This window comes from Actinosynnema sp. CA-299493 (assembly GCF_050946825.1).
Lineage (GTDB): Bacteria > Actinomycetota > Actinomycetes > Mycobacteriales > Pseudonocardiaceae > Actinosynnema.
Genome location: NZ_CP191993.1, coordinates 865,331 through 878,467, shown reverse-complemented (window position 1 = coordinate 878,467; position 13,137 = coordinate 865,331). Strand labels below are relative to the sequence as shown.

At 72.7% G+C, this 13,137-nt stretch carries 15 protein-coding genes; 5 read left to right on the top strand and 10 right to left on the bottom strand.

Annotated features, from left to right (window positions below; genetic code table 11):
• Window positions 1–185 precede the first annotated feature (185 nt).
• Window positions 186–1,088: a glucosyl-3-phosphoglycerate synthase gene (locus ACQPYE_RS04355; RefSeq protein ID WP_498719280.1), complete on the bottom strand. Its 903-nt coding sequence runs from the start codon at window positions 1,086–1,088 to the stop codon at window positions 186–188.
• Entirely contained in the window at window positions 1,085–1,954 is an 870-nt protein-coding gene (gene folP, locus ACQPYE_RS04350; RefSeq protein ID WP_498719279.1) for a dihydropteroate synthase, read from the bottom strand. Before folP ends, ACQPYE_RS04355 begins: the two co-directional genes overlap by 4 nt.
• A 171-nt stretch (window positions 1,955–2,125) precedes the next feature.
• Between folP and ACQPYE_RS04345 the strand changes: the two genes are divergently transcribed.
• The 3 genes from ACQPYE_RS04345 to ACQPYE_RS04335 all read left to right on the top strand — a co-directional run bounded on the left by ACQPYE_RS04345 (window position 2,126) and on the right by ACQPYE_RS04335 (window position 5,354).
• Window positions 2,126–3,622, top strand: a complete 1,497-nt coding sequence (locus tag ACQPYE_RS04345; protein WP_498719278.1) for a CocE/NonD family hydrolase — start codon at window positions 2,126–2,128, stop codon at window positions 3,620–3,622.
• 324 nt (window positions 3,623–3,946) lie between these two features.
• Window positions 3,947–4,318 (top strand): DUF3224 domain-containing protein, encoded by a 372-nt coding sequence (locus ACQPYE_RS04340; RefSeq protein ID WP_498719277.1) that lies wholly within the window; start codon window positions 3,947–3,949, stop codon window positions 4,316–4,318.
• A complete protein-coding gene (locus ACQPYE_RS04335) occupies window positions 4,311–5,354 on the top strand; it encodes a DNA glycosylase AlkZ-like family protein (protein WP_498719276.1) in 1,044 nt (347 codons plus the stop codon). Before ACQPYE_RS04340 ends, ACQPYE_RS04335 begins: the two co-directional genes overlap by 8 nt.
• Here ACQPYE_RS04335 and ACQPYE_RS04330 read toward each other — a convergent pair.
• Genes ACQPYE_RS04330 through dapE form a run of 3 tightly spaced genes read right to left on the bottom strand, consistent with a single transcriptional unit; the run spans window position 5,347 to window position 7,734 of the window.
• A complete protein-coding gene (locus ACQPYE_RS04330; RefSeq protein ID WP_498719274.1) occupies window positions 5,347–5,883 on the bottom strand; it encodes an LOG family protein in 537 nt (178 codons plus the stop codon). The genes ACQPYE_RS04335 and ACQPYE_RS04330 overlap by 8 nt on opposite strands.
• On the bottom strand, window positions 5,880–6,644 hold the full coding sequence (locus ACQPYE_RS04325; RefSeq protein ID WP_498719273.1) for an LOG family protein: 765 nt from the start codon (window positions 6,642–6,644) through the stop codon (window positions 5,880–5,882). The genes ACQPYE_RS04330 and ACQPYE_RS04325 overlap by 4 nt, the downstream gene beginning before the upstream one ends.
• 10 nt (window positions 6,645–6,654) lie before the next feature.
• The gene (gene dapE / locus ACQPYE_RS04320) at window positions 6,655–7,734 is read right to left on the bottom strand and encodes a succinyl-diaminopimelate desuccinylase (protein WP_498719271.1); all 1,080 of its coding nucleotides are present in this window, start codon (window positions 7,732–7,734) and stop codon (window positions 6,655–6,657) included.
• A 25-nt stretch (window positions 7,735–7,759) separates the two neighbouring features.
• On the opposite strand from dapE, the gene dapD reads away from it, so the two are divergent.
• Window positions 7,760–8,731, top strand: a complete 972-nt coding sequence (gene dapD, locus ACQPYE_RS04315; protein ID WP_498719270.1) for a 2,3,4,5-tetrahydropyridine-2,6-dicarboxylate N-succinyltransferase — start codon at window positions 7,760–7,762, stop codon at window positions 8,729–8,731.
• A gap of 154 nt (window positions 8,732–8,885) precedes the next feature.
• Here the strand turns inward: dapD and dapC are convergent, their stop codons facing one another.
• The gene (gene dapC, locus ACQPYE_RS04310) at window positions 8,886–9,974 is read right to left on the bottom strand and encodes a succinyldiaminopimelate transaminase (protein ID WP_498719268.1); all 1,089 of its coding nucleotides are present in this window, start codon (window positions 9,972–9,974) and stop codon (window positions 8,886–8,888) included.
• Window positions 9,975–9,976: 2 nt separating this feature from the next.
• On the bottom strand, window positions 9,977–10,303 hold the full coding sequence (gene fdxA, locus ACQPYE_RS04305; RefSeq protein ID WP_498719267.1) for a ferredoxin: 327 nt from the start codon (window positions 10,301–10,303) through the stop codon (window positions 9,977–9,979).
• 146 nt (window positions 10,304–10,449) lie between these two features.
• Between fdxA and ACQPYE_RS04300 the strand changes: the two genes are divergently transcribed.
• Window positions 10,450–11,187: a GNAT family N-acetyltransferase gene (locus tag ACQPYE_RS04300; RefSeq protein ID WP_498719265.1), complete on the top strand. Its 738-nt coding sequence runs from the start codon at window positions 10,450–10,452 to the stop codon at window positions 11,185–11,187.
• Here the strand turns inward: ACQPYE_RS04300 and ACQPYE_RS04295 are convergent.
• The 3 genes from ACQPYE_RS04295 to mshB are packed head-to-tail and all read right to left on the bottom strand — an operon-like array spanning window position 11,163 to window position 13,100.
• Window positions 11,163–11,891 (bottom strand): hypothetical protein, encoded by a 729-nt coding sequence (locus tag ACQPYE_RS04295; RefSeq protein ID WP_498719263.1) that lies wholly within the window; start codon window positions 11,889–11,891, stop codon window positions 11,163–11,165. The two genes, ACQPYE_RS04300 and ACQPYE_RS04295, sit on opposite strands and share 25 nt — an antisense overlap.
• A complete protein-coding gene (locus ACQPYE_RS04290) occupies window positions 11,872–12,264 on the bottom strand; it encodes a hypothetical protein (RefSeq protein WP_498719261.1) in 393 nt (130 codons plus the stop codon). The genes ACQPYE_RS04295 and ACQPYE_RS04290 overlap by 20 nt, the downstream gene beginning before the upstream one ends.
• Window positions 12,261–13,100: an N-acetyl-1-D-myo-inositol-2-amino-2-deoxy-alpha-D-glucopyranoside deacetylase gene (mshB, locus tag ACQPYE_RS04285; protein ID WP_498719259.1), complete on the bottom strand. Its 840-nt coding sequence runs from the start codon at window positions 13,098–13,100 to the stop codon at window positions 12,261–12,263. Before mshB ends, ACQPYE_RS04290 begins: the two co-directional genes overlap by 4 nt.
• Between the last annotated feature and the right edge of the window lie 37 nt (window positions 13,101–13,137).

The window sequence follows — 13,137 nt, the reverse complement described above, 5'->3', positions numbered from 1 at the left end:
GAAGGCCTGGCGATCGACCACGGTGACGCCGTGCTGCGCCGCGTGCTCGACCACGCGCGGGGCACCGTCGTGCTGGTCACGCACCGGCTCGCGCCGTTGGCCGGCTTCGACCGGGTCGTGGTCGTCGAGGACGGTCGCGTCGGCCAGGACGGCACCCACGAGGAGCTGGTGGCGTCCGACGGGTACTACCGCGACCGCTGGAACACCGAGCGCATGGCGGGGCGGTCCTCGGCGGGCACGTCCACCGGCGACGGCAGCCACTCGCCGTCGAACGGCACGAATTGCGTCAACGTCGACGACGCCACCGGCACGCCGCACCGGCGCAGCGCGGTGACCGCGATCTGAGCCGCCATCGGCCCGAGCTGCCGCAGGTCCCGGTTGCGGTGCTTGCGCACACCCAGGTTGACCTGCGCGATCCCGGCCAGGCCGTAGCGGGTGTGCGCGTCGAGCAGCAGGCCGATCTCCACCCCGTAACCGGGCGCGAACGGCACCGACTCCAGGAACTCGCGGGTGCCCGCGTACTCGCCGCCCAACGGCTGCACGACACCCGCCAGCTCGGGCCGCAGGGCGTTGAGCAGCGGTCGCGCCGCCAGCTCGGTGACCCGGCCGCCGCCGGTGCTCTCCAGCCGCAGCGGACGCCGGTAGAAGCCCTTCACCAGGTGCACGCCGGCACGGGTGAGCAGCGGGCCGAGCAGGGCGGGCACGAAGTCTGGGTCGGGGTCGACCAGGTCGGAGTCGAGGAACACGACCAGGTCGCCGGTGGTGGCGGCCAGCGAGCGCCAGAGGACCTCGCCCTTGCCGGGACGGGGCGGCAGGTCGGGCAGCACGTCGGTCCGGTGCACGACCCGCGCCCCGGCGGCGGCCGCGCGTGCCGCGGTGTCGTCGGTGGAGCCGGAGTCGACGACCACGAGCTCGTCCACGAGGGTGCCGAGGAGGGGTCGGACGACGGAGACGACGTCGGCGACGGTCGCCTCCTCGTCGAGGGCGGGGAGGACGACGCTGACGGTGCGGCCCGCCTTGTGGGCGAGCAGCTCCTCGACGGCCCACCGCGGACGTTGCCACGTGTTGGTCGCGAACCAGTCCGTCATGCCAACGCCCTCAGCACGCGCGCGGGCGGACGCGTGCCCGCGATGCTCGCCACCATCTCGACCACCCGCCGGGTCTGGCGCACCTGGTGCGCCCGGAAGACCTTCGCGCCGGTCCACGCGGCCACGGAGGTGGCGGCCAGCGTGCCGTCGACCCGGTCCGCCAGCTCCGCGCCCAGCGTCTCGCCGACGAAGTCCTTGTTCGACAGCGCCATCAGCACCGGCCACCCCGTGCCCACGAGCTCGTCCAGCCGGCGGAGGAGTTCCAGGCCGTGCCACGTGTTCTTGCCGAAGTCGTGGGTCGGGTCGATCAGCACGCCCTCGGCGGGCACGCCCAGCGCCACCATCCGCTCGGCCCGGTCGACCAGTTCCGCCACCACGGACGCCACCACGTCGGCGTAGCGGACCCGGTGCGGGTCGGTGCGCGGTTCGAGGCCGCCGGTGTGGGAGCAGACGATGCCGACGCCGAACTCCGCCGCCACCTCGGCCAGCGCCGGGTCCGCGCCCGCCCACGTGTCGTTGATCAGGTCCGCGCCGACCTCGCACACCGCGCGGCCCACCTCGTGCCGCCAGGTGTCGACGCTGATCACCAGGTCGGGGTGCCGCTCGCGGACCGCCGCGACGAACGGCACGACCCGTCGCGCCTCCTCGGCGGCGTCCACCACCTCGCCCTTGGAGCCCGCCTTCACCCCGCCGATGTCGACGATGTCCGCGCCCTCGGCGACCACCCGGTCCACCGCGGCCATCGCGGCGTCGTCGGAGAAGGTCGCGCCGCGGTCGTAGAACGAGTCGCGCGTCCGGTTGACGATCGCCATCACCAGCGCGCGATCTCCGGCGACCTCTCGTGAACCGAACCGCATGTACGGCATGGTGCCACGTCGGGTGTGCACGTGATCTGCGTCACAGGAGACTGCTACTGGTGAGTACAGTTCGTGTTTACTCGCCGGTAACACCCTGCGTGATCCCGGTCACGGTGGCTGATGGAGGTCGCCGAGGCCGGAGGAGGGCGCGGTGGCCGGAGAAGGTCAAGGAGGACCCTCGTGCGCCGATCACTCCCCCTGCTGCTCGCCGCCCTGGTGGCGCTCGTGCTGACACCGCCGTCCGCCCAGGCCGTCGTGCCCGGGTTCGCGGTGGCCTACCAGAGCATCCCCGGCGAGGGCGGCACGCCGTTGAAGGCCTTCGTCGTCACGCCGACCGGACGTGGCGCCGGACCGTTCCCGCTGCTGGTCCTGCCGTCGAGCTGGGGCGTGAACAACATCGAGTACGTCGGCGCGGCGGCCAAGCTCGCCTACGAGTCCGGGTACTCGGTGATCAGCTACACGTCCCGCGGCTTCTACGACTCGGCGGGCGAGATCGACGTGGCCGGGCCGGACACCGTGGCCGACGTCAGCCGGGTGATCGACTGGGGCTTGGCGCACGCGGGCGGCGATCCGGCGCGGATCGGCGTCGGCGGGATCTCCTACGGCGCGGGGCAGTCGCTGCTGGCCGCGGCGCGCGACCCGCGGATCAAGGCGGTGACGGCGCTGAGCACGTGGACCGACCTGGGTCGCTCGCTGTACCCGAACGAGACGGTGAGCGCGCAGGCGGTGGAGCTGCTGCTGGCGGCGGGGAAGCTGACCGGCCGGCCGGGACCCGTGCTGCGCGAGGCGGAGGCCGCTTACCGGGAGGGCCGGTTCGCCGACGTGCTGCCGATCTCGCCGCCCCGGTCGCCTGCTTCGCACGTGTCGTCGATCAAGGCGGCGGTGATGATCGGCAACGCGTGGAACGACGGGCTGTTCGCGCCGAGCCAGCTCACGGACTTCTTCGGCCGGTTGACCGGGCCGAAGCGGTTGATGCTGTCGCCGGGTGACCACGCGACGGCCGAGCTGTTCGGGGCGGCCGGGTTGCCGAACGAGATCTGGACGTCGGTGGGGCGTTGGTTCGACCGGTACGTGAAGGGCGAGGCGAACGGGGTCGACCGTGAGCTGCCCGTGCAGGTGAAGCCGAACAACGGCGGTGGTTGGCGGTCGTACGCGTCGTGGGCGGCGGTGACGGCCCGGACGGACACGGTGGCGTTGGCGGCCGATCGGATCGGCGCGGGGTGGCCGACCATCGCGGAGAGCGGGGTCGTGCTGGTGTCGGGTGCGTTGCAGGGGTTCTTGCGGCTGCCGGTCGGGGTGTCGACGCCGTTGATCGACCGGGGCGCGGCGGCGGTGTGGCGCGGGCCGGTGGAGTGGAGCGGTTCGACGGTCAGCGGCACGCCGAGGGTGCGCTTGACGGTGACGCCCAGCGCGGCTCGGACGACGTTGTACGCGTACCTGTACGAGGTGAACGCGCTCGGGTTGGGCGCGCTCGTCACGCACAAGCCGGTGACGGTGGTCGGGAGCGGGACGCGGGCGGTGGACGTCGACCTGGAGCCGGTGGTGTGGAACGTGGCGGCGGGGAACCGGTTGGTGCTGGTCGTGGACACCGTGGATGGCCGGTACCAGGGGTCGAGCGTGGTCGGGTCGTCGGTGGCGTTCGGGGCGGACTCGTGGTTGGAGGTGCCGAGGGGGTGAAGGACAAGAGAGTCCTCGCCGGACGGGCAGATCAGCAGGATGACGCCCTGGTGGGTGGTTCTGTGCCGGGTCCGTTGTGGGTCGGGTTTCGCGTCATCCCACCGACCTCCCTACGGGCTACCACACGTATCAAGGGGGCGGCCCCCGGTCGACGCCGCGGGCAAGCCTTCACCGGCCCCCTTGACACGCGCGGTAGGGCGGAGCCAGGTCGGCGGGATGACACGAAGCCCTTCCGTTGGGGGGAAGGCGGAAGGGCGTGTCAGTGGGGGCGGGACGGGGGGTAGCTGACAGCGGGTGGCAGGAATGCCTGACAGGATTCCCGGCATGGAAGCGAAGTCGACGTTCAAGATCACCCGTTGGGACCAGACCGTCTACGACGAGGCGGAGCCGCAGCTGGGCCGGGCGCTCGTGGACAAGGTGTACAGCGGGGTCATGGAGGGCGCCAGCACGGCCGAGTTGACGATGTGCCAGCCGTCGGACGGGTCCGCCGGTTATGTGGGCACCGAGAGGTTCGTCGGGACGGTGGACGGGAAGGCCGGGACGTTCGTCCTCCAGCACGGCGCGATCATGTCCGGTGACGACGCGCGGTTCTGGGGCCACATCGTGCCCGGGTCCGGCACCGGCGAGTTGGCCGGCATCTCCGGCACGGCCCGGCTGGAGCACGAGCTGATCATCCTGGACGCCGACCTTGGCTGACCGGGAACGGGTGATCGCCTACCGGGTCGCGGCGCACCAGTTCGACCGGACCGTCGCCGACGCGTCCGGGCTGCGGGTGTTCGACCTCGGGTTGCAGGACTCGGAGCGGTCGGCGGTGCCGGCGTTGGCGGCGCGGTTGGAGCAGGTGCCGGAGCTGACCGCGTTCACCCTCACGTGGAGCGTGCGGGGTGCGCCGCACTGGCACCGGGCCGACGAGGTGCCGGCGCTGGCCGCGCGGCTGTGGCCGTTGAGCGACGCCGACGCGGTGGCCCGGATGGGCCGGCCGCCGGTGGAGCACGGGCGCGAGGTGCTGCACGAGGTCGCGTCGGCGTTGCGCGAGGTGGTGACGGGGCCGATGACGAAGGGCGAGGCGTCGTCCCGGCTCACCGCGAAGGTGCGCCCGGAGGTCGCCGCCTGGTGCCGGGGCTGCGACGCCACGCACGTGCTGGACCCGATCTTCCGCCTCGCCGTGCTGCCCGCCGGGCTGCGGTTCGACCCGGCGGAGAAGGCGGTGACGTTCGTGCCGTTGGAGGGCCGGCGGGAGGTGCCTCGCCGCGATGGGGGTTTTCCGGCGTTGATCGCGGACTACCTGAGACTGCACGGCCCCGCCGGGCCGTCCGAGGTGGCGCACTACTTCGGCGCGCCGGTGCGCGAGGTGAAGGACGTGTGGCCGGACGACCTGGTCGCGGTGTCCAAGAGGGCGTGGTTGCCGGCCGATCGGATGGACGCGTTCGAGAACCCGCCGGAGCCCGAGGTGGTGCGGTTGCTGCCGCCGCTGGACCCCTACCTGAACGCCCGCGACCGCGACCTGCTCGTGCCGGACAAGGCGCACCAGAAGCAGGTGTGGCGGATCCTGGGCCGGCGGGGCGCGCTGCTCGTGGACGGCGAGGTCCTGGGCACCTGGCAGGCCAGGGCGACGGGGTCGCGGCTGGATGTCAAGGTGTCGCCGTTCGTGCCGCTGGACGTGGGGATGTTCGCGGAGGAGGCGGCGCGGTTGGCGGCGGCTCGTGGTCTGGCGGAGGCCCGGGTCAGCTAGCGCAGGCGTCGAGGGCTTGGTCCACGTCGTCGGTGACGACGAGGGAGTCGAGCGCGAACCGGGACACGAACCCGCGTTCGCGCAGCTCCTCCAGCCACGACACCAGGCCCCGGTAGTGGCCGTCGACGTCCAGCAGGACCACCGGCTTGGCGTGCATGGCCGGCACCCGGGACGTCCAGACCTCGAACAGCTCCTCGCACGTGCCGATGCCGCCGGGCAGCGCCAGGAACGCGTCGCCGTGCGCCTCCATCAACGCCTTGCGGTCGCGCATGGTCTCGACGACCAGCAGCTCGTCGGCGTCGGAGTCGGCCGCCTCGCGGTCGACCAGGCCGCGCGGGATCACGCCGGTGGTGCGGGCGCCGCCCTCGCGGGCCGCCCGCGCCACCGCGCCCATCATGGACGTGCGGCCACCGCCCCACGTCAACGACCAGCCGCGCGCCGCGATCCGCGTGCCCACCTCGGCCGCCGGCTCCAGGTAGCTGTCCGGGACGGTCCTCAACGACCCGCAGTACACCGTGACGGTGGTCAATGCGCGTCCGCCCAGGCCTTGTGCGCGTCGTTCACCACGCGCACCGCGTCGTCGATGTCGTCGGTCAGGTACAGCAGGTCCAGGTCCTTCTCGCCGACCTTGCCGCTGGCCAGCGCCGACTCGCGCACCCAGTCGTACAGGCCCTGCCAGTAGGACTTGCCGAACAGGACCACCGGGAACTTGGTGACCTTCTTCGTCTGCACGAGCGTCAACGCCTCGAACAGCTCGTCGAGCGTGCCGAACCCGCCCGGCAGGCAGATGAACGCCTGCGAGTACTTGATGAACATGGTCTTGCGCACGAAGAAGTAGCGGAAGTTCACGCCGAGGTCGACCCAGGGGTTCAGGCCCTGCTCGAACGGCAGCTCGATGCCGAGGCCGACGGAGAACCCGCCCGCCTCCGAGCAGCCCCGGTTGACCGCCTCCATCGCGCCCGGCCCGCCGCCGGTGATCACCGCGAACCCCGCCTCGGCCAGCGCGGCGCCCAGCTTGCGGCCCGTCTCGTACTCGGGGTGGTCGCGGCCGGTGCGGGCGGAGCCGAACACGGTCACCGCGCTCGGCACCTCGGCCAGCGCGCCGAAGCCCTCGACGAATTCCGCCTGGATGCGCAGCACGCGCCACGGGTCGGTGTGCACCCAGTCGCTGTGGCCGCGCGAGTCCAGCAACCGCTGGTCGGTGGTGGTCAGCTCGTCGCGGCGCCCGCGACGCAGGACGACCGGTCCGCGCTGCTTCTCCTTGGGGTGCTCGTCCACGCTGTCCGTCATTGGCCGGAGTCTAGCCGCGTGCCGGGTCGTGGCTGAGGAAGCGGCGCAGCACGTCGGCGCACTGCCGGATCTGGTGAACGGGGACGTTCTCCTGCTGCGTGTGCGCGAGCGTCGGATCGCCGGGTCCGAAGTTCACCGCCGGCATGCCCAGAGCGGCGAAGCGGGCCACGTCGGTCCAGCCGAGCTTGGCGACGGGGACGCCGCCGGCGGCGTCGACGAGCTCCCGGGTGGTCGGCGAGCCGAGGCCGGGCAGCGCGCCGGGCGAGCTGTCGGTGACCGTGACGTCGTAGCCCTCGAACAGCTCGCGCAGGTGCTGCTCGGCCTGCTCGGGGGTGCGGTCGGGGGCGAAGCGGTGGTTGACCGTGAGCACGGCCTCGTCCGGCACGACGTTGCCCGCGACGCCGCCGCTGATCTTCACGGCCTGAAGGCCCTCGCGGTACCGGCAGCCGTCGATCTCGACCTGGCGCGGCTCGTGGGCCGTCAGGCGGCTCAGGGCGTCGCCGATGGCGTGGATCGCGTTCACGCCCATCCAGCCGCGCGCGGTGTGGGCGCGGACGCCCTTCGTGCGGACCTCGACGCGGATCGTGCCCTGGCAGCCGGCCTCGATCACGCCGTTGGACGGCTCGCACACGATCGCCAGGTCGCCGCGCAGCCACTCGGGCAGCTCGCGCTCGATGCGGCCCAGGCCGTTGCGGACGGCTTCGATCTCCTCGCAGTCGTAGAAGATGAACGTGAGGTCGTGGCGGGGGTCGGCGACCGTGGCGGCGAGGTGCAGCATCACCGCGTCGCCGCTCTTCATGTCGACGGTGCCGCAGCCGTGCAGGACGCCGTCCTCCAGGCGGGACGGCAGGTTGTCGTTGATCGGCACGGTGTCGAGGTGGCCGGCGAGCACGACGCGCGACGGGCGGCCGAGGTTCGTGCGGGCCAGCACGGCGTTGCCGGACCTCGTGACCTCAAGGGTGGTCTGGTCCCTGAGGGAGCGTTCGACGAGGTCGGCGATGAGGGCTTCGTCTTCGGAGACGCTGGGCGTGTCGACCAGCGCGGCGGTCAGCTCGACGGGATCGGCGGCTAGGTGCAAGGTGTCGGCCACCCGGCGCACGTTACCGTTGGCACCCGTGAGCACCGCAAACCCCACCGGCGCGTACGGCGTCGGACTCGCCACCGTCACCCCTACCGGCGCTGTGCTGGACACGTGGTTCCCGGCGCCGTCGCTCGGGACCGCGGAGCCCGGTGTGGCGCTGCTGTCGTCCGCGGAGGTCGCGGCCTCGCTCGGTGAGGCCGCCGCCAAGCAGCTCGGCGCGGACGCCGAACGCGACGTCGAGGTCGTCGGCGTCCGGGTCGGCATCGGCTCGCTGGCCGACGCGCCCACCTCGACCTACGACGTGTGGCTGCGGCTGCACCTGCTGTCTTCGCGGCTCGTGCAGCCGCACGGCGCGAACCTGGACGGCCTGTTCGGGCTGCTCAACAACGTGGTGTGGACGAACTTCGGGCCGTGCGCGGTGGAGGGGTTCGAGCAGACCCGGCTGCGGCTGCGCGCGCGTGGTCCGGTGACCGTGCACGGGGTCGACAAGTTCCCCCGGATGGTGGACTACGTCGTGCCGAGCGGGGTGCGGATCGCGGACGCGGACCGCGTGCGGATGGGCGCGCACCTGGCGTCCGGCACGACCGTGATGCACGAGGGGTTCGTGAACTTCAACGCGGGCACGCTGGGCACGTCCATGGTGGAGGGCCGCATCTCGGCCGGTGTCGTCGTCGGTGACGGCTCGGACGTGGGCGGCGGGGCGTCGATCATGGGCACGCTGTCCGGCGGCGGCAAGCAGGTCATCTCGGTCGGTGAGCGTTGCCTGATCGGCGCGAACGGCGGCGTGGGCATCTCGTTGGGCGACGACTGCGTCGTGGAGGCGGGCCTCTACATCACGGCGGGGACGAAGGTCACCGGCGAGGACGGCGCCGTCGTCAAGGCCGGCCAGTTGTCCGGCATGTCGAACCTGCTGTTCCTGCGCGACTCGACCACCGGCGTCGTCAAGGTGCGCCCCCGCAAGGGCCAGGGCGTCGAGCTGAACGCCGCCCTCCACGCCAACGACTAACCCCCCTCGCGAGAGTCCTACGTTCATCGCGCGAGAGTCCTACGTTCGGCGACCCCGAGTTCAACGTTCGGCCATACCGAGTGGTCGGTCGAGCGTTGAACTCAGGTGCCGTGAACGTAGGACTCTCGCGGCGTGGACGTAGGACTCGCGGGGGTCAAGGGGTGAGGCGGGTGGTGGCGGTGGTGATGGCGGAGTCGGTGGCGGTCAGGGCGATGCGGACGTGCCGGTCGCCCGTCGGGCCGTAGAACGTGCCGGGAGCGGCCAGGATGCCGCGCTCCGCCAGCCAGGCGACGGTGTCCCAGGCGTGCTCGCCGTCCCGGGTCGACCACAGGTACAGGCCGGCCTCCGAGTGGTCCACGGTGAACCCCGCCCCGGTCAACGCCGGCAGCAGCACGTCCCGCCGCGCCCGGTACCGCTCGCGCTGCTCCGCGACGTGCGCGTCGTCGTTCAACGCCGCCGCCATCGCCGCCTGCACGGGCCGGGGCACGATCATCCCCGCGTGCTTGCGCACCTCGAGCAACGACGCCACCAGCGCCGGGTCGCCCGTCACGAACCCCGCCCGGTACCCGGCCAGGTTGGACGACTTCGACAACGAGTGCACGGCCAGCACCCCGTCCCGCGAACCGCCGTTGACCGACGGCAGCAGCACGGACACCGGCTGCGCGTCCCACGCCAGCGCCAGGTAGCACTCGTCGGACGCGACGACCGCCCCGACCGCCCGCGCGTCGGCCACGGCCCGCGCCAACTGCTCCTCGGACAGCACCCGACCGGTCGGGTTGGACGGCGAGTTCAGCCACACCAGCGACGTCCCGGCCGGCGGCGGCTCGCCGTCGGCCAGCCGCACCGGGGTGGCGCCCGCCAACCGCGCGCCCACCTCGTACGTCGGGTACGACAACGCCGGGATGGCCACCACGTCGCCCGGCCCCAGGCCCAGCAACGTCGGCAGCCACGCCACCAGCTCCTTCGACCCGATGGTCGGCAGCACCGCCGCCGGGTCGAGCCCGACCACGCCGTGCCGGCGCGCCAGCGCGCCGACGACCGCCTCGCGCAACGCGGGCGTGCCGTGCGTGGTCGGGTAGCCGGGCTCGTCGGCGACCGCGCCGAGGGCGTGCCGAATCAGCTCCGGGACCGGGTCCACGGGCGTGCCGATGGACAGGTCGACCACGCCGCCGGGGTGCGTGCGCGCCTTGGCGGCGTGGTCGGCCAGCGAGTCCCAGGGGAAGTCCGGGAGCCTGCCGCGCAACGTCACTCGTGCGACGCCTGCGGGGGGAGGGCCTTGATGAACGCGGGGTCGGCGCTGACCTTGCCGACCTTGGAGGCGCCGCCGGGTGAACCCAGCTCGTCGAAGAAGTCCACGTTCGCCTTCGTGTACTCCTTCCACTCGTCCGGGACGTCGTCCTCGTAGTAGATGGCCTCGACGGGGCACACCGGCTCGCAGGCACCGCAGTCGACGCACTCGTCCGGGTGGATGTAGAGCATCCGGTCGCCTTCGTAGATGCAGTCGACGGGACACTCTTCGATGCACGCCTTGTCGAGCAAGTCCACGCACGGTTGGGCGATCACATAGGTCATTGCGCTCTCCTGCTCTTGTTCTGGTCCACACCGCGCAAGCCGGAGAATACGCGGCGAGGTCGCTTGTCCAACGTTCAGGCTTGCCTTATCAGCACCGTGCTCCAGCTCACAGACCGCCTGCCACCGGGGCGGTGCACGATGCGGGGGTGCAGCACGTCACCGAGTTGGAGCAGCGGTGCGCCGACGCGTGGCCGGCGCTGGTCGACCGGCCGCTCGGGCAGTGGCGGCTGCGGGCCGCGGGCGGGTTCACCGGACGTGCCAACAGCGCCCTGACCACGGGTGATCCGGGGATCCCGGTCGCCGACGCGCTCGCCGAGGTGGTCGGCTTCGCGTCCGCCCACGGCATCAAGCCGGCCGCCCACGTGGTGATCGGCGCGCCCGCCGAGGCCGATGTCGACGCCGCCGGGTGGCGGGTCGATGTGGATCACCCGGGCGGCGCGGAGTCGCTGGTGATGACCGGCAGGCCGGCTGGGTTCGCCACCCCGAAGGACGTCGAGGTGGACATTTCGGACTTCCCGTCTCCCGGATGGTGGGAGCTCGCCGCGCAACCCGACCCCACCCCCGCGCAGCGGCACGTGCTGGCGTCCGGCGGGCAGGTCGGTTTCGGCGCGGTCGTGCGGGACGGCCGGGTGCTGGCCGCCGTGCGCGGCGCCGTCGTCGGCGACCTGCTCCACGTGGCGCGGCTCGCCGTCCGACCCGGGGCGCGCCGGCTCGGCCTGGCACGGCGGCTGATGGGCGGCCTGGCCGCGTGGGGCGTCGACCGGGGCGCGACGACGTGCGCGCTCCAGGTGGCCGAGCACAACAAGCCCGCGATCACCCTCTACGAGTCGCTGGGCTGCGTCGAGCACCACCGCTACCGCTACTGGGTGTCGAACCACGCGTAGGCGGCCTTGCGGACCCGTTTCAACGCCGACCGCTCGCCGAAGTAGTCGCCCACCACGCCGAGGACCGGCACCATGCCCAGCGCCTGGTGGTAGAGCCGGCCCTGCGGGCGCTTGTCCAGCTCGTCCTCCAGCTTCCAGAGGACCTTGGCGAGCTTCCAGACCGTCGCGCCGATCGCCCGGAACGTGGACCGCTCCCGCAGCTCCTCGGTCAGCGCGGCGGTCTGCTCGTCCTCCTTGACCTGGTTCACCGGCAGCCCGTCGACCTCCCGCTGGAACAGCACGTGCGCGAGCAGCCGCACGCGGTCCTCGGTGGAGGTGAACCCGTGCTCGCCCGCGATCGCCGACAGCAGCAGCCCCTGCCCGGCCGCGCCGAGCGCCGACTGGACGGGCAGCCGGTCGGCGAGCACGCCGCCGATCCCGGGCAGCGCCGCGACCAGCGACACGAGCCGGCCGACCCGGTTGAGCCAGAACTCGTCGCGCTGCGGGACGTCCATCCGCGTCCAGGCGGCCGTGCCCGGCACCTTCACCGCGGCCAGCTGGTCCCAGAGCTTGTCCACGAGCTTGCGGTCGGCGTCGCGCTCGACCTCGCGGTCGCGCAGCCCGAGCAGGTTCGCGTCGCGCAGGGTGTCCAGCAGCGGTCCCGTCGCCCGCACGAACGGGCGCAGCGCCCGCACCACGTCCCGGTCAGTGATCGTCTCCGGCACCGGCCGCCCTCCCCATGTGCGCGCCCACCGCGATGGCGCCCGGCAGCGCGCCCCCGGCGAACAGCACCAGGGTGCGCCAGTCGTTGAGGAGTACCACGTCACCGCCCGGTCCGAACACACCGAACAGCAGCAGCGTGCCGGTCCACACCAGCAGCGGCGACAGCGCGGCCGGCGTGCGGCGCGAGTGCCGCGACGCGGCGAGGACCAGCAGCGGCGTGGTCACGGCCGCGAGCACCACCGTGATCGGGAACGGCAGGTCGTCCACGCGCGGCAGCAGCGTGCCGTCCAGCCGCAGCGGCAGGAAGAACAGCTCCAGCACCGCGAGCACGAACGCCGCGACCGCGATCCCGACGAGAGCGAGGCGATCGGTCAATCCAGCCCCCCGAACAGGTCTGCCTCCGCGCCCGCCGCGGGCCCCTTGGCCAGCACGTAGTACTCGGCCTGCACGACGGGCTGCGCGACGCCGTTGGACAGCGCGTAGGCGGCCCGGCCCGAGCCGTCCTGCCACACGCTGATCTGCGTGGAGTGCGCGCGCAGCGCCCTCAGCTTCGCGACCAGGTGCTCGGAGATGTCGATCGTGGTGGTGATCGCGGCGTCGTCGGTGACCGCCAGCTCGTCCTCGGCGGGCAGCCGCCACGGCAGGTCGCCGAGCTCCGCCAACGCCGCCGCGCCCGCCTCGGTCGCGGCGCGGGACGTCACGGCGTGGAAGACGCGGTCCACGTCCGCCGCCGCCGCCGTGGTGATCTCGTGCGCCCGGATGTGGTCGGGGTGCCCGTAGCCGCCGAACGCGTCGTAGGTGACCACGACCTGCGGCTTCACCGACGCGATGATCTCCGACAGGGCGGCGGTCTGCTCGTCGCGCGAGCCGTTGACGAACGCGCGCGGGTGGCCGTTCGCCTCGACGCCCGCCATCCCGGAGTCCCGCCAGCGGCCGATGCCGCCGAGGAACCGGTGGTCGGTCACGCCCAGCGCGGCGCAGGCGGACCTCAGCTCCGCGACCCGGTACCCGCCGAGCTGGTCGGCGGCGTCCGCGGTCAGCTCCTGGAGCGCCGGCGGGATGATCTCGCCCTCCTCGCCGAGGGTGCAGGTGACCACGGTGACGTGCACGCCCATCGCCGAGTAGCGGGCGATCGTGCCACCCGTCCACAGGCTTTCGTCGTCGGGGTGTGCGTGTACCAGCAGCAACCGTGGTGGAGAGGTGAGCGTCACCGGAAGAGCCTAATCGGTGTCCGCCGGCCGCTGCTCC

Coding starts and splice junctions, on each gene's coding strand:
- ACQPYE_RS04340 (WP_498719277.1), top strand. CDS start 3,947: ATGGAAGCGAAGTCGACGTTCAAGATCACCCGTTGGGACCAGACCGTC.
- folP (WP_498719279.1), bottom strand. CDS start 1,954: ATGCCGTACATGCGGTTCGGTTCACGAGAGGTCGCCGGAGATCGCGCG.
- ACQPYE_RS04355 (WP_498719280.1), bottom strand. CDS start 1,088: ATGACGGACTGGTTCGCGACCAACACGTGGCAACGTCCGCGGTGGGCC.
- fdxA (WP_498719267.1), bottom strand. CDS start 10,303: ATGACCTATGTGATCGCCCAACCGTGCGTGGACTTGCTCGACAAGGCG.
- ACQPYE_RS04325 (WP_498719273.1), bottom strand. CDS start 6,644: ATGACGGACAGCGTGGACGAGCACCCCAAGGAGAAGCAGCGCGGACCG.